This is a genomic window from Acinetobacter sp. 3657, assembly GCF_031456775.1.
Lineage (GTDB): Bacteria > Pseudomonadota > Gammaproteobacteria > Pseudomonadales > Moraxellaceae > Acinetobacter.
On sequence record NZ_JAVDVH010000016.1, the window covers coordinates 1 to 15,967 of the forward strand.

The following is a 15,967-nucleotide window of genomic DNA, read 5'->3' on the forward strand; positions in this document are numbered from 1 at the left end:
TGTTGGTTTTATTTTTATTGTTTATATCATCTTTTTTTCAGCTTTTGACCTTTTATAAGTATTTCTAAAATTAACATAATACGCCTTATGCGAAATATGTAAAAAAAGCCTCTTAATGAGTTTAAGGGGCTTTTTATAATTTAATTTTAAAACTTAAACCGAATGACCCAACCGCTCACCCATCACAACAGCCGAATTGGCTTTAAATTGTTCTTCCCACACCATCTTGTCTTTTTCAAACAATACCACTGCGGTTGAACCGAGATAGAAACGGCCAAGTTCTGCGCCTTTCTCAAGTTTCATTTGATGATGTTGTAACTCAACACGACCTGTAGGTTTTACTTTACCTGTTGCAACAGTCTCAATCCCTGCCACAATCATTGCACCCACTAAAACCACAGCCATACGACCAAGCTCAGTATCAAATAAACACACCATGCGTTCATTACGCGCAAATAAACCAGGAATGTTTTCCGCAGTCACTTGGTTCACTGAAAATAATTCACCCGGAATATATAAGGTTTCCGTCAATGTGCCTGCCAATGGCATATGCACACGGTGATAATCTTTAGGTGATAAGTAAACAGTCGCAAATTGACCTTCATGGAATGGCTTCGCCAATTGCGGATCACCAATCAATTTTTCAACAGAAAAACTCTGACCTTTGGCTTGAAAAATATCACCCGCTTCAATTTTACCAAGCTGTGAAATCGCACCATCCGCAGGGCAAACAACACTATCTGCTCGCTCATCTACACCACGTACACCATTTTTTAAGGCACGGGTAAAAAATTCATTGAAAGACTTGTATTGCAAGGCATTGCTTTGCTCAGCAATACTCATATCAATACCATATTTTGCTTTGAATGCTTGAATAACAGCAGTTTTCACCAAAACATTTTCACTTGCGGCAACCTTGCCAATAACACGACTGAGCTGATGTTGCGGTACTAAATTTTGTGCTTTGATAAAGAATTGTTTTTTTAAATCTGCTGCAAAACTCAAGACGGTGACTCCCCTGAAATAATAGGACTATCGAGGCGATTGCCCCATTCACTCCACGCACCATCGTAGGCTCTGACTTGCCAATTGAGCAATCTCGCCAAAATATACGCCAAGCCTGAACGGTGATGCGACTGACAATACACCACGACAGGTTGTTGTAAATCAAAGCCTAATTGCTCTAAACGTTGTTGAGTGCGTTCAAGCGAGTGTAATTTTAGATGATTTTCACGATTAAGGGCAGTACTCCACTCAAAATGCATTGCATTTGGGATGTGACCGCCGCGTCGCGCAGCTAAACGCAGACCTGTATATTCTTCATGGCTACGACAGTCCCACAACTGAATATTGTGTTCTTGAACCTGTGCTAATAATTCATTGTATTCAATACGGTGTTGTTGCACAGCATTCAAATCCACCTGTACACGTTCGCGAACAGGAATAACTGTTTCAACGTCAGTGGTCGTTGGCAAACTTGCACCTAACCAAGCGTGAATGCCGCCATTGATTAGACTGGTGCGAGTAAACCCAAGGCAATGTAAATTCCAGATCAAGCGCCCTGCCCAAGCCCCGCCTTCATCGTCATAAACCACTACATGATGCTGAGGTGAAATATTTAATTTTTCAATTAAGGCTTTTAAACCCTCTACATCGGGCAATACACCATTGGCTTGTTCATTTTGCGCAACTAAATATTTAGGCTGTAAATGAATCGCATGGGGAATATGCAACTGTTCATAAACCGATGCCCGACTTAAATCAATCACACGAATCAATTCATGCCCTAAATGCGGAACAAGTTGTTCAGGTTCAATCAGTAAACCGAGTTTAAAATCAATGTCAGTCATTGTTATGGAATCTTGTGATCACAGCATTGTGATTGATTTTAGCATAGCTCACTTTTTATCTTCGTCTGATTTTTTGCATTCATTGAGCTGGAAAGGAGATATGGGCTAAGAGAACCTCTTTTTTATTTAATAACTTAATTCCACTAAAAAATAAAACAATACTCACTCTTAAAAATCTAATCTGATATTTACTATCGAGACGGCGGCATGGATGCCGCTCGTTTGGCTGTGATACAAGGAAGTATCATCAGCCAAACAAATGGTTTTGCCTACTTTTCCCAAAAGAAAAGTAGGTCGAACCGAAGGTTTATCCTAATATTTAAATCATGCTTAGCAATAAACAGCAGTCACAATAATCTGAATGAGAAATTAACTTTTATTTTATTCAATCTCAAACACCTGACGCAAATACGCCAAGAACGTCTCGTTATCACTCATGGTTTTACCTGAACTATCCGAGATTTTGGCTACAGATTGGCGATTACACTCCACCAATTTCAACACAATATTCAACGGTGTCTGCCCCATATCATTGGTCAGATTGGTTCCTATTCCAAAACTAACTTGGAAACGATCTTTAAAATACTGATGTAATAACCATGCCTTTTCTAAATCAAGACCATCACTAAAGGTCAGCATCTTGGTCTTGGTATCAATTTTTAATTTACGATAGTGAGCATAAGCTTTGTCGCCCCACTCATACGGATCACCACTGTCATGGCGCAAGCCATCAAACAACTTGGCAAAATACAAATCAAAATCACGCAAGAATGCATCCATACCGACCACATCGGTCAAGGCAATACCAAGATCTCCCCGATACTCTTGTACCCATGCTTCTAGCGCCGCTTTCTGGAAATTGCGTAATCGCACATCCAATGCCTGAAAGGCTTGTAAAAACTCATGTGCCATGGTTCCGATGGGGCTAATACCGAGTTCTTTAGCTAACAGCACATTACTGGTTCCACGGAATACGGTTGGTGCAGCAGTATGAAACGCTTGTACCACATGCTTCTGCCATTCAAAACTATAACGGCGACGTGTTCCAAAATCTGAAACCAAAAAGGGTGGATCATTTTCTTGTTGTAATTCAGCATACTGTTGCAACTGAATCAACTTCTGCTGTAACCGACGCTCACCTTCAACCCAAACATCATCATGACGAATACGGCGGAAATACAGTTCATTGACGATGGCCAAGACAAAAATCTCAAACATCATCGCTTGGACCATGGGTCCTTCGATTCGAATATCTAAACGCCCAGCGTCATCAACACTGGCCTGAATAAAACGACGTTTCAGTTGGAATAGTTCTAGATAATCAACGAAATCACTTTTGATAAAACGCAATGAACGTAAATATTGCAGCTCATCTTCTGCAAATTTCAAATCGCAGAGCAAATCCAGTTGATGATTTAAATCAGCTAAAATTTCTGCCAAAGGATAAGCCGTATCTTTTAAATTTCGACAACGAAATAAATAAACACTATGCGTTTGCGGAAACTGATGTAACACCACTTGCAACATGGTGAATTTATATAAGTCGGTGTCGAGTAAAGATCGAATAATGGCAGACATAGGTGCTGGTTTTAACCCATTCTTTTGCAAATATATCTCGTTATACAACCAAAGCGCTGCTGTTGGATAGTAGACTTTTGCTGCAAAGTCACTTTTTAATCAAGCTTCTCTGCTAAAATCTCCTGTCTTTTTTCAATTCTCTTTCAATGTTATGCGCGCAGTTATTCAACGAGTCCTCGAAGCCAAAGTTGTAGTTGACGGTCAAACGACTGGTGAGATTCAACACGGTTTATTGGTGTTTTTAGGCCTCGGTAAAGAAGATACCTTAGAGAAAGGGCGAAAGTTGATTGATAAGATTCTAAAATATCGAATCTTTGATGATGAACAAGGCAAAATGGGCTGGAATGTCAGCCAAGCCAAGGGTGGGATTTTATTGGTATCTCAATTCACCCTCATGGCACAAACCCAAAAAGGCTTACGACCCGATTTTGGACCTGCTATGCCACCGACTGAAGCCAAAGCGCTGTATGAACAATTGGTTGAGTATAGCCGTCAACAATTTGAACAGGTTGAAACAGGGGTTTTTGCAGCGGATATGAAAGTGCACTTAATCAATGATGGTCCAGTGACTTTTAACTTAGAAATCGAATAATTCCAAACAATAAAAAAACGCCCAAATTGGGCGTTTTTTTATAGCTTTTTTATCTGCCCGTTTTTTCTTTAATAAATGCACGAACTTGACGAAGCTTCTGTTTTACAGGTTTTGGCACTTTAGGTGGAATTAATTTCGCAGCTTGGTTGAACCACACCAACAAACTAAAATCACCTTCCATTTTAATACTGCCATCTTGCATCCCAGTCATGAACGCAGTTGGATCACCTTTCACTAACGTTTTTACACCTTGCTCACTATCAGCAAATTGTAAAATAAAATCAGCTTTTTCTGGGCTACCTGCAACTGTCTCAATCTTGCCATGGTTCACAAGGATTTGACGCGCCAATCCTAGATCAGTTCCGATTTGAATACGGAATTCGCGATCATGTACCAACTCAATAAACTTCGGGCTAGTACGTGCTAATTGCTTCATACGTAACGCCAAACCTGCCACTAACAAATCAAGTGGATCAGTACTTACATCAACAATAGGTAGCTTAACCACAGGTAAAGAAGAAAGCTTCATGACATTTATGCCTACAGTATATGGTGGAAATTAAGACAATCCGTATCCTAGCACAATTGTAGAAAGGTCGGTAAAAGCTTTGTCACAGAATACAACAAAGGCATGCTGAGCATGCCTTTGTTGTTGTTCAAATTATTATAAATTATCGGCTAGAACATTGTTGCTGATCGTCCTTATATACTGGTGTATGTTCAATATACTGACGATTTGCTAACTGTTTTTGTGCTTGTTTGTCTTCACGTAAAAGGATAAATGTAACCGTCACCATCGCGAGGCTCAGGGCCGTCAGATAACTATAAGCGACTGATATTTCGAAGATGGTTTGCACACCAAAGCGTACCACTTCTAACAGTCCCCAACAGAGCATACCTGCCAACATAAAACCTAACCAACGACGATAAGGAGAAAAGAAAACAGCAATAACTGCGACAGCGATTAAGCCAAATCCAACCCACATGGTGAAATTCGCTGCTTCCATAGGAACCTCCGTCTTAAAAAAGATGGTCTGTATTCTTGTTCAGACCTCATCATAATTGTTCTGTATCTCTAACAGTACTTCGTATTGCATTTGCGTCTTTAAGCATTATGGAGTGTTTTTTTTAGAAAAAAAGAGCCTGAAATTAACCACACGACACAAGCTGTCGCAATATGCTTTTGTCATTACATTTTTTTAAATTACAAAAGTCCTGAATTTCCATATAGCATCAATTGCAGCGTGTCATTACAAAAAAATAGACCTCAATTCAGATGTATAAAAACTTTTTTCTGAATTTTTTTATCGTTGTTTTTCTATACATTTAGACATAAATATGAAGAAAAAAAGACAGGATAAAAATGCACAGTGCCGCTCAAAAAGCGGCACCATTTTAATGCAATTATCACTGTGTTTAAGCACGATTCAGATCTTTATCGTGCATTCCTAATAGATACAGCACCCCATCCAAACCCACACTAGAAATGGCTTGATTGGCATTTTGACGCACCAACGGTTTCGCGCGGAAGGCAACCCCTAGCCCAGCGATCGAAAGCATCGGTAAATCATTGGCGCCATCGCCTACCGCCATCGCTTGTTCAAGTGAGATCCCCATCCGTTCAGCCAATTGGCGTAACAATTCAGCTTTACGTGCGCCATCAACGATTGCGCCTTGGACTTCACCTGTGACGATGCCATCTTGTACATCTAAGATATTGGCGTGAACTTCATCAATTCCAAGTTTTTCTTGCAAGTATTCAGCGAAATACTGAAAACCACCAGATAAGATCGCAGTCTTATAACCCAATGATTTTAATGTCGTAATCAGGCGTTCAGCACCTTCAGTAATAGTCAAACGTTCTGCAATCTTAGGTAGAACCGAAGCATCTAAACCTTTCAATAAAGCAACGCGAGCACGAAAGCTTTGTTGAAAATCTAATTCACCTTGCATAGCACGCTCTGTAATTTCAGCAACTTGTGCGCCTACACCCGCTTCTAAGGCGATTTCATCAATCACTTCTTGCTCGATTAAGGTTGAATCCATATCAAAGCAGACTAAACGACGATTACGGCGATAAGCATTGTCTTCTTGCACTGCGACATCAATATTCAATTCGCCAGATAAACTTAAACAGGCAGCACGCATGGCTTGTGCATCTAGCATTTGGCCACTTAAACCAAACTGCACACAGGCACGACGAGGAAAATGACTTTCTTCTTCTAAAGCCAAACGACCTGACAGTCGGGTAACTGTTTCGATATTAAAGCCCTGACCTGACACAATATTTGTGACGGCTTGCAAGTGTTCTGCGGTTAATTCTGGCGCAAGCGCTGTGACAATATAACGTGTTCTACCACCTTCACTGACCCATTGCTCATATTCTGCGTTGGAGATTGGTTTAAATCGAACAGTTAAGCCAATATCATGTGCTAAAATCAGGATCTCTTTCATTGCTAATGCAGTTGCAGTCTCATTATCCGAAGCAACAACAATCCCTAAAGTGAGTTGATTGTGGATAACGGCCTGTCCAACATCGAGTATTTGCAAAGAATGTACGGATAGTACTTGCATTAATCGAGTAAACTGATTCGGTTGATCTGGTCCTAAAAAGGATATAAGAATGATTTCTCGCATGAATTGACTCGTGTTTGAGCGACAACTATTGTGTAAGAATCATAGCATAACCCATGAATCTATTTGCCTTGGAAATTTAACTTGAATGCGCCTCGCCAAGGGCTATTTGCTAGCCTACTGATCGTAAGTTTTGCATTGCATACCTTTTTATTGGTGATTGCAACGACTCATCAACTCAATGAAAATCGCGCCAGCCAAGGACAGCTGATGACCAGTCAGCTGGTGGCAGATAGTCTTGCAGAACTGGAACCCGCCAATACTGTTTCACTGGCATTGGTTGCCAATCGTTATGCCACCAATCCAAGCGTTGCATCGATTCGTATTTTGAATGCAAATCAGCAAGTGCTGGCGACCAGCGGCATGGCCAAAACACGTCAAGGCGAAGTATTCGTCCGTGATGCATTGCAAAATGAAAAGAAAGTTGGAACGGTTGAAATTACCTTAATCCAAGCCAGTATTGGTGAAATCCTACGTACCCAATGGTTGGCGATCTTTGCATCCTTATTTATACATTTCCTCATTTGGTTGGCTTATCGTGTCATTGCTCGACCAACACGCAGTGAATACCTAGCGCGTATCAATCAAGAAAATCATCTTAAACATGAGATCCAGCGTTTAACCCAAGCACTTGCGCTCGAAAAACAAAATACCATCACCTTAGTGGCTCAAGCGCAACAACAAACCAAAGCACAAGCCAAACCGCGTGTTGAAAAAACGCCAATAGATCCATCTCAAATGAATCATCAAGCTTTGGCGCTCAATATTCAGTTTTATGATCCAAAGCAGCTTTTAAATAGTGTCAACCAGTCTGTTTCGGTGCCTTATTTCAAATTGTGCCAATTGTTCTTAGATAAAAGTATCGATCTCTGCGCCAAGCATTATCAAATCGATGCAGCTCAAATTTGCGTGGTACAAGAGTTCAATGCCGAAGGTGCAACCTTATCGACCACCTCGGAACAACCACATGCACTAGAATGTTTGATGATGGTTGGTGCGGTATTCCAGTTATTGGCCGAAGTGCTTTACAAACGCTATCGTGAAGATAAACGCTTTGCGCTACAAACCCGTGGTGCTGTTGCTAGCGCTGTTGATGCAATGCAACTGGATGCAATCGAAGCCGCAAAACGTTTAACCCAACATTTACATGCCAAAGAAGCGGCCTTACACCTCAACCACGATCAGCTCAAAACCGTTCAACATCGCTATGAATTGGTTGCGATGCCGAATCCAAGCAATATCATGACGCGTCATGCTTTTATGATTAATGGTATGAATGAAGAATGTGCGACCTTGGCACAAACGATACGTACTGAAATCCTGATGGGGAAAAAAGCCAAAGCTGCGACAGAATCTTAATACGCATACTTCATATAAAGAACTGTCATCTCGTTTTATCCGCCATCATTCAAGACTTTGCGCCTCCCCTGACGCAAAGTCTTGTTCGTTTTACAATACCTGAGCAAGAGCAAAGCACTGCTTTGATCGCAGCGCAAGGCGAAGCTCGATGACAGAAATATTTTTTTTGCTGCAATGAGCGCTATAGCTCCTAAGGTGAAATATCAACAGCCGCTAAGAAGCACAGGCGAAATTTTTTAAAATGCGTTAAACTATGTCAGATTTATCGAATACTAGTGCCTTAAAAGGCAGCAAAAAGGTGAAAACGAATGCCGCTAAGTTGTGTTGAAGAGCTTGTCGCAGATATTCGTGCAGGCAAAATGGTCATTCTTATGGATGACGAAGATCGTGAAAATGAAGGTGATTTAGTCATCGCTGCGACGCATGTGCGTCCTGAAGATATTAACTTCATGATCACCCATGCACGTGGTTTGGTCTGCCTGACCCTGAGTCGCGAACGCTGTAAACAACTCAACCTCCCGCTGATGGTTGACCAAAACGGCGCACAGCATGCAACCAACTTTACGCTTTCAATTGAAGCGGCGGAAGGCATTAGCACTGGAATTTCTGCGGCTGAACGTGCCCATACCATTCACGCTGCAGTTGCTGCACATGCCAAACCAAGTGATATTGTACAACCAGGTCATATTTTCCCATTAATGGCTCAACCGGGCGGTGTACTTCATCGTGCTGGACATACCGAAGCAGGTTGTGATCTGGCTCGACTTGCAGGTTTAGAACCTGCCTCTGTCATTTGTGAAATTATCAATGATGATGGCACCATGGCACGTCGTGCGGATTTGGAAATCTTTGCTGAAAAACATGGTTTAAAAATTGGAACCATTGCAGATCTGATTCACTACCGTATGACCAATGAACAAACGGTAGAACGTCTGTCACAAGAAAGTATACAAACTGAATATGGTACATTTGAACTGTATAAATACCGTGAGCTTGGTAATCCAGATATTCATTTAGCTTTAGTCAAAGGCGAACCAAAGCAAGGTGTGACCACTGTCCGAGTACATGGTTTCAGCCCAATTCGTGACTTGTTAAAGCTAAATAAAGCAGATGGTTCTTCTGCTTGGAATTTAGATCTTGCCCTTAAAACCATTGCAGCAAGCGAACGTGGCGTTTTAGTTTGGATCGGTCAGGACCATTTACAAGATTTGGGTCATGCTTTCGATCAGTTAAATCAACCAAAACCGCTCAAATCAAATGCTGCACTTTCACATCAATATCAAACCATTGGTGTAGGCGCACAGATTTTACGTGATCTAGGCGTTGAAAAAATGAAGTTGTTGAGTTCTCCACTTCGTTTCAATGCCCTATCAGGATTTAATTTAGAGGTCGTGGAATACATCACTGCCGATCAAATCACAGCAAAATAATCGAGGTTGCTATGGCAATTCGCCGAATTGAAGGTTTATTACATCTCGCAAGCGAAGGTCGCTATGCGATCTTAGTGGGTCGTTTCAACAGCTTTGTGGTTGAACATTTACTTGAAGGTGCTATCGACACTTTAAAACGCCATGGCGTTTCAGAAGAAGCCATCACCGTGATTCATGCACCGGGTGCATGGGAACTGCCTATTGTTGCGAAAAAACTCGCTGCATCAAAAAACTTTGATGCGATTATTGCATTAGGTGCGGTGATTCGTGGTAGTACACCACACTTTGACTTCGTTGCAGGTGAATGTGCCAAAGGCTTAGGCGTTGTTGCACTTGAAAGCACAATGCCGGTGATCAATGGTGTCTTGACAACGGATAGCATTGAACAAGCAATTGAACGTTCTGGTACGAAAGCAGGTAATAAAGGTAGCGAAGCTGCACTTACTGCAATCGAAATGGTTAACTTATTAAAGGCAATTTAAAGCATGTCGCAAACACTTCAGGCCGCTTATGCAGCGAAACGCAAAGCACGTCGTTTTGCTGTACAAGGAATTTATGAATGGCAAATGAGTCATAATCCTGTCCATGAAATTGAAGCACGTACCCGTGTCGAAAATGCCATGCATAAAGTTGACCTTAACTATTACCATGAATTGCTCACGCAAGTGGTTGCTCAACATGACGCTTTAGATGAGTTACTTATTCCAGTCCTTGACCGTGAGTTAAACGCACTGGATGGTGTTGAACTTGCAACGTTACGACTCGGTGCTTATGAACTTCGAGATCACCTCGAAGTTCCGTATCGTGTGGTGCTGGATGAAGCAATTGAATTAGCAAAACACTTTGGTGGTGCTGATAGTCATAAATACATCAATGGTGTATTAGACCGTTTATCATCAAAATTACGTGAAGCTGAAAAACAGCAAGCAAAATAATAGGCTTGATGTTCTATGGCTGAGTTTTCGATCATTGATCAATATTTTAAACGCACATCAAAGCTTGATGTCAGTTTAGGCATCGGTGATGACTCAGCCATTGTTACCCCACCACCCTCACAACAGTTAGTGATCTGTGCAGATACACTTGTTGCGGGTCGGCATTTCCCCTTAGACACCTCAGCCCACGCCATTGGCTGGAAAAGTGTGGCCGTCAACTTATCTGACTTGGCTGCAATGGGTGCAAAACCACATAGTATTTTACTTGCTTTAAGCCTTCCGACGATCGACCATGATTGGTTAGCCGAATTTAGCCGTGGGCTATTTGACTGCTGTGACCAATTTGGGGTTGCATTGATTGGTGGTGATACTACTCAGAGTACGCAACTGACGATCAGTGTGACTGCACTCGGCTGGATTGAACACGGTCAAGCGATTACTCGATCTGGTGCGCAAGTCGGCGATTATATATGTATTAGTGGTCAACTCGGTGATGCTGCCTACGGATTACAACATTTAGGTCATCCTCTACAACAACGCCTCGACTATCCAACGCCACGTTGTCATTTAGGACAACAGCTCAAAGGCTTGGCATCCAGCATGATTGATATTTCAGATGGACTTGCACAAGACCTTGGTCATATTCTTAAAGCATCCAAGTGCGGTGCTAAATTATTGCTCGATCAGCTACCGATAGATAAATCACTAAAAGAACAAAATATGCGGCAAGCTTGGCATTATGCGCTGGCTGGTGGCGATGATTACGAACTATGCTTTACAATATCACCGCAAAATTATGAGAAACTGTTGCGACAACACTTAGATGTTCCGCTTACAATAATCGGCGAAATTGCCCAGCAAACTGGATTGCTATTTGAGTATATGGGCGAGATTTACCCATTGGATGTTCATGGATACCAACACTTTGCATAAACCACCCATTCGCTTCAATCAAATGACTTGGTATAACCGCTGCATCGTTTTCTGTGGTGTTGGCTTTGGTTCCGGTCTCAGTCCTAAAGCACCGGGTACTTTTGGTTCAGCTTTCGCCTTGCTGTTTGTCCCACTTTGGCTATATCTTGGTTTATCGGCAAGTATTGTGGTGGTTTTATTGATGTCGCTGATCGGCATTTATATCTGTGGACATACCGCCAAAGTCCTCAATGTACATGATGATGGCCGTATTGTATGGGATGAGTTTGCTGGCCAATCCATCGCCTTACTACCTTTACTGTATTTACAACAACTAAATTGGCTCTGGGTTCTGGTCGGATTCATCTTGTTCCGCATCTTTGACATTTGGAAACCATTCCCAATCAATTGGGTGGACCAAAAAGTGTCTGGTGGTCTAGGCATCATGCTAGATGACATCATTGCTGGAATTTGGGCAGCGCTTTGTATTTTTATTATTCACTTTTATTTTCTAACTTAAGCTATTGATATTAGAGTTAATCATGTCAACAACAGTTATTATTCTTGCAGCAGGGAAAGGAACGCGCATGCGTTCACAACGACCAAAAGTATTACAACCACTCGCGGGTCGTCCACTGCTCGGTCATGTAGTTCAAACAGCAAAAAAGCTACAGGCTCAAAATATTATTACCATTTATGGACATGGTGGAGAACTGGTCAAACAAAGCTTTGCTGAAGAACAAATTGAATGGGTTGAACAAGCCGAACAACTTGGAACAGGCCATGCCGTTCAAGTGACTTTGCCCGTTTTACCTCAAGATGGCGTTTCTTTGATTCTCTATGGCGATGTGCCTTTGGTTCGTCAAAGCACCCTTGAGCAACTGCTTGAGGCCTCCAGTCAATCTGGCATTGGCATGATCACGCTCAATGTTGAAAATCCAACAGGCTATGGTCGTATCGTTCGCCAAGCAGGAAAGATTCAAGCGATTGTTGAACATAAAGACGCGAATGAAGAACAGCGTCAAATTCAAGAAATTAACACGGGCATTTACTGTGTCAGTAATGCCAAATTGCATCAATGGTTACCAAAACTATCCAACAACAATTCACAAGGTGAATATTACCTGACCGATATTGTGGCGATGGCGGTTGCTGATGGTTTAGAAATTGCATCTATTCAACCTGAATTGGCATTTGAAGTTGAGGGTGTCAATGATCGTTTACAGCTTGCAACCCTAGAGCGCCAATTTCAGCAACAACAAGCCAAAGAGCTGATGCAACAAGGTGTGCATTTGATTGATCCAAGTCGTTTCGATTTGCGTGGTCGCTTGATCTGTGGTCAAGATGTACTGATTGATGTCAATGTTATCATTGAAGGTGACTGCGAACTTGGCGATAACGTCCAGCTCGGTGCAGGATGTATTTTAAAAAATACACGTATTGCTGCGGGCACCCAAGTTCAAGCTTATAGTGTATTTGAAAATGCGGTTGTTGGTGAAAATGCACAGATCGGGCCTTTTGCTCGTCTACGCCCCGGTGCAAAATTGGCCAATGAGGTGCATATTGGTAACTTTGTTGAGGTTAAAAACTCGAATATCGGTCAGGGTTCTAAAGCCAACCACTTCACCTATTTAGGTGATGCGGATATCGGTGCGGATTGTAATATCGGCGCTGGCACGATTACCTGTAATTATGATGGTGCAAATAAACATCGGACCATCATTGAAGATCAGGTCTTTATTGGCACCAATAACTCACTCGTTGCACCGATCAAAATTGGTCAAGGTGCTACCACTGGTGCTGGTTCAACCCTAACCCGAGATGTAGCTGGGCATAGTTTAGCAGTCGAACGATCTAAGCAGTTTGAAAAAGCGAATTATCAACGTCCCCAGAAGTTGAAAAAATAAGAGGATAAAATTATGTGTGGTATTGTTGGTGGCGTTGCTGAACGTTGTGTAACCGATATTCTCATTGAAGGTCTTAAACGTCTCGAATATCGTGGTTACGATTCGGCAGGTTTAGCATTATTAAATAATCAAAAAATCTTACGTGAACGCCGCGTAGGAAAAGTCGCCAATTTAGATGAAGCGGTCTCTGAACAAAAATTAACGGGTAATATCGGGATTGCACACACGCGTTGGGCGACTCACGGCAAACCGACTGAGAACAACGCTCACCCACATGTATCAGGTAATGTTGCAGTGGTTCACAACGGTATTATTGAAAACTACCAAGAACTCAAGGATGCATTACAAGCACAAGGCTATGTGTTTAGCTCTCAGACCGATACTGAAGTGGTTGCACATCTGGTCAATGACGCACTGAAACAAACGGATAGCCTATTAGAAGCGGTACAAAAGGTTACACCTCAGCTTAAAGGCGCGTATGCGTTGGGCATTATTCACACTGCACATCCAGATGAACTCATTACTGTACGTGAAGGTTCACCGCTTGTCATCGGTGTGGGAATTGGCGAGAATTTTATTAGCTCAGACCAATTGGCATTATTACCTGTCACCAATCGCTTCGTTTATTTAGAAGAAGGTGATATTGCACGTTTAACACGTAGCAGTATTGAGGTTTTTGTTAATGGTGAGGCTGTTGAACGTCCTGTAAAAGAACTGGATGCAACCGTAAGCAATGTATCCAAAGGCGCATATAAGCACTTCATGCTAAAAGAGATTTATGAGCAGCCTGAAGCGATGCAGCAAACCATTTCTCAAGCATTGAATGGCAACACCCTGCGCGAAGATTTCCTCAGCCAGGCCAATGCAGATTTTAGTAAAATTCAACAAGTACAAATCATTGCCTGTGGTACCAGCTACCATGCGGGGATGATCGCAAAATACTGGTTTGAGCAGTTGATTGGGGTATCTTGTCAAATTGAGATTGCCAGCGAATTCCGCTATCGCAATCCTGTCATTGTCGCAAATACTTTATATCTCTGTATCTCTCAATCAGGCGAAACAGCAGATACTTTAGCGGCATTACGTGAAATACAAAAACGTGCGAAAGCGCAAAATATCGACATTAGTACCATGACGATTTGTAACGTTGCTACCTCATCAATGGTTCGTGAGACAGATCATCATTTATTGACGTTGGCAGGCCCTGAAATTGGGGTTGCATCAACCAAAGCCTTCACCACACAGCTTGCGGCATTGATGTTACTGATCCTCAAAGTAGGACAAGTCAAGCAACAGCTTTCTGCGGCACAACTCACTGAAATCATAGCGGCATTGTGGCACTGTCCGAAAGTCATTTTAGACACATTACAGTGTGATACCGAAATCTTACGTTTATCCACACTGTTTGTTGAGAAAAATCACTGCTTATTCTTAGGCCGTGGTACCCATTTCCCAATCGCGCTTGAAGGTGCGTTGAAACTGAAAGAAATTTCATATATCCATGCCGAAGGCTATGCTGCGGGCGAGTTAAAACATGGACCACTGGCGTTAGTGGACAATGAAATGCCAATCGTGATTTTAGCGCCAAAAGATGAAATGCTCGATAAATTAAAATCGAATATGGAAGAAGTACAAGCGCGTGGTGGCGAATTGTTTGTGTTTGCGGATGAAAATAGCGGCATTCAAGGCAAAGATCGTCAACATGTCGTGCATATTCCAACGATCAATGAATGGTTAGCACCAATTGTTTACAGTATTCCTGTGCAACTGTTGTCTTACCATGTTGCAGTATTACGTGGGACCGATGTCGATCAACCACGTAATCTCGCCAAGAGCGTTACTGTAGAGTAATCAAACAGATAGAAGGAGGCTTTAAGCCTCCTTCTGTTTTTATCAAGCTGCAAAAAAAATCTAAAAAAATACTAAGCTACATAACGACTGGTTTTATGATTCAGTAAAATAATCGAATTTAGAATCACCGCACCAAAAATTGAAATCAAAATTAACTTCCAATCCACAAAAAATAATGACACCAACAAGATCATCACATCGATCCCCATCTGCGCCTTTCCTGCTGGAATCTTAAAACGTTCTTGTAAATAAAGAACCAGTAGATTGATTCCACCCAAGCTTGAGCGATGGCGAAACAAAATCAAAAAACTCACGCCCATCAACACATTAGCAAAAACAGTCGCATAAATCGGATGCACCGTTGAGAGCTGAACAAAATGAGGAATGGTTTCAGTAAAACCTGCCAATAACGCCACGGCAATAAAGGTCTTGAGCACCAAGGCAAGCCCCATTTTCTTATAAGCAAAATAATAAAATGGAATATTGATCAGAAAAAATAAAATACCAAACTGAATGTCGGTAATGTAATGAATCAACAAAGATAAGCCCGCTGTTCCACCCGTCATAATCCCTGCTTGCTTCAATAGCACCATGGCAAAAGACAAGATAAATGTTCCAATCAACATCGCCAATGCATCTTCAATCTTTGAGTGTTGTTCGATCACAGGCGTGACAGGACTTACCAAAGATACATTTTGATCGGTATTCATAACGGTACAACTCAACAGGAGAACAACAAAGGGAGAGAGATCTTTCAAGGAAAGACATGGCATATTTGATCATTTTTATTATTTTTTCGCAATTTATTCTTATATTTTCGTCATAAATGCAATTTATATTCAGAATAATGATTTTAACATGTACTGCCCTATCTTAATGCAAAAGACTGTTTTGTACTGATTTCATGTCATTGCCTGCT

At 41.7% G+C, this 15,967-nt stretch carries 16 protein-coding genes; 9 read left to right on the plus strand and 7 right to left on the minus strand.

The features are described from left to right. Positions 1–153: 153 nt before the first annotated feature. From asd to pncB, 3 genes are all read right to left on the minus strand, one after another. A complete protein-coding gene (gene asd, locus J2Y37_RS14025; RefSeq protein WP_121929078.1) occupies positions 154–1,005 on the minus strand; it encodes an archaetidylserine decarboxylase in 852 nt (283 codons plus the stop codon). Continuing rightward, complete coding sequence (locus tag J2Y37_RS14030) at positions 1,002–1,850, minus strand: rhodanese-like domain-containing protein (protein WP_349033210.1); 849 nt, start codon at positions 1,848–1,850, stop codon at positions 1,002–1,004. Before J2Y37_RS14030 ends, asd begins: the two co-directional genes overlap by 4 nt. Before the next feature lie 381 nt (positions 1,851–2,231). Continuing rightward, positions 2,232–3,428, minus strand: coding sequence for a nicotinate phosphoribosyltransferase (gene pncB, locus J2Y37_RS14035; RefSeq protein ID WP_349033247.1), 1,197 nt, complete (start codon positions 3,426–3,428; stop codon positions 2,232–2,234). 151 nt (positions 3,429–3,579) lie between these two features. On the opposite strand from pncB, the gene dtd reads away from it, so the two are divergent. Next, positions 3,580–4,020, plus strand: a complete 441-nt coding sequence (gene dtd, locus J2Y37_RS14040) for a D-aminoacyl-tRNA deacylase (RefSeq protein WP_004673562.1) — start codon at positions 3,580–3,582, stop codon at positions 4,018–4,020. 49 nt (positions 4,021–4,069) lie between these two features. Here dtd and J2Y37_RS14045 read toward each other — a convergent pair whose 3' ends face one another. The 3 genes from J2Y37_RS14045 to serB all read right to left on the minus strand — a co-directional run bounded on the left by J2Y37_RS14045 (position 4,070) and on the right by serB (position 6,657). Next, positions 4,070–4,549, minus strand: a complete 480-nt coding sequence (locus J2Y37_RS14045; protein WP_004673563.1) for a hypothetical protein — start codon at positions 4,547–4,549, stop codon at positions 4,070–4,072. Positions 4,550–4,691: 142 nt separating this feature from the next. After that, positions 4,692–5,027 (minus strand): ciprofloxacin tolerance protein AciT, encoded by a 336-nt coding sequence (gene aciT, locus J2Y37_RS14050; RefSeq protein WP_004673565.1) that lies wholly within the window; start codon positions 5,025–5,027, stop codon positions 4,692–4,694. A gap of 409 nt (positions 5,028–5,436) precedes the next feature. Beyond that, on the minus strand, positions 5,437–6,657 hold the full coding sequence (gene serB / locus J2Y37_RS14055) for a phosphoserine phosphatase SerB (RefSeq protein WP_004673567.1): 1,221 nt from the start codon (positions 6,655–6,657) through the stop codon (positions 5,437–5,439). An 81-nt stretch (positions 6,658–6,738) separates the two neighbouring features. On the opposite strand from serB, the gene J2Y37_RS14060 reads away from it, so the two are divergent. The 8 genes from J2Y37_RS14060 to glmS all read left to right on the plus strand — a co-directional run bounded on the left by J2Y37_RS14060 (position 6,739) and on the right by glmS (position 15,048). Continuing rightward, on the plus strand, positions 6,739–8,013 hold the full coding sequence (locus J2Y37_RS14060; RefSeq protein WP_004673568.1) for a hypothetical protein: 1,275 nt from the start codon (positions 6,739–6,741) through the stop codon (positions 8,011–8,013). Between the two features lie 308 nt (positions 8,014–8,321). After that, positions 8,322–9,443: a bifunctional 3,4-dihydroxy-2-butanone-4-phosphate synthase/GTP cyclohydrolase II gene (ribBA, locus tag J2Y37_RS14065; RefSeq protein WP_004673570.1), complete on the plus strand. Its 1,122-nt coding sequence runs from the start codon at positions 8,322–8,324 to the stop codon at positions 9,441–9,443. Positions 9,444–9,454: 11 nt separating this feature from the next. After that, on the plus strand, positions 9,455–9,925 hold the full coding sequence (gene ribE / locus J2Y37_RS14070) for a 6,7-dimethyl-8-ribityllumazine synthase (RefSeq protein ID WP_004673571.1): 471 nt from the start codon (positions 9,455–9,457) through the stop codon (positions 9,923–9,925). A 3-nt stretch (positions 9,926–9,928) separates the two neighbouring features. After that, positions 9,929–10,378 (plus strand): transcription antitermination factor NusB, encoded by a 450-nt coding sequence (gene nusB / locus J2Y37_RS14075; RefSeq protein WP_005194123.1) that lies wholly within the window; start codon positions 9,929–9,931, stop codon positions 10,376–10,378. 15 nt (positions 10,379–10,393) lie between these two features. Next, a complete protein-coding gene (gene thiL / locus J2Y37_RS14080) occupies positions 10,394–11,311 on the plus strand; it encodes a thiamine-phosphate kinase (protein ID WP_349033211.1) in 918 nt (305 codons plus the stop codon). Continuing rightward, positions 11,289–11,810: a phosphatidylglycerophosphatase A gene (locus tag J2Y37_RS14085; protein WP_241323483.1), complete on the plus strand. Its 522-nt coding sequence runs from the start codon at positions 11,289–11,291 to the stop codon at positions 11,808–11,810. Before thiL ends, J2Y37_RS14085 begins: the two co-directional genes overlap by 23 nt. 22 nt (positions 11,811–11,832) lie before the next feature. Further along, positions 11,833–13,197, plus strand: a complete 1,365-nt coding sequence (gene glmU / locus J2Y37_RS14090) for a bifunctional UDP-N-acetylglucosamine diphosphorylase/glucosamine-1-phosphate N-acetyltransferase GlmU (protein WP_349033212.1) — start codon at positions 11,833–11,835, stop codon at positions 13,195–13,197. 12 nt (positions 13,198–13,209) lie between these two features. Then, entirely contained in the window at positions 13,210–15,048 is a 1,839-nt protein-coding gene (glmS, locus tag J2Y37_RS14095; RefSeq protein WP_349033213.1) for a glutamine--fructose-6-phosphate transaminase (isomerizing), read from the plus strand. 71 nt (positions 15,049–15,119) lie between these two features. Here glmS and J2Y37_RS14100 read toward each other — a convergent pair whose 3' ends face one another. Continuing rightward, positions 15,120–15,758 (minus strand): YitT family protein, encoded by a 639-nt coding sequence (locus J2Y37_RS14100; RefSeq protein WP_349033214.1) that lies wholly within the window; start codon positions 15,756–15,758, stop codon positions 15,120–15,122. Positions 15,759–15,967: the final 209 nt, after the last annotated feature.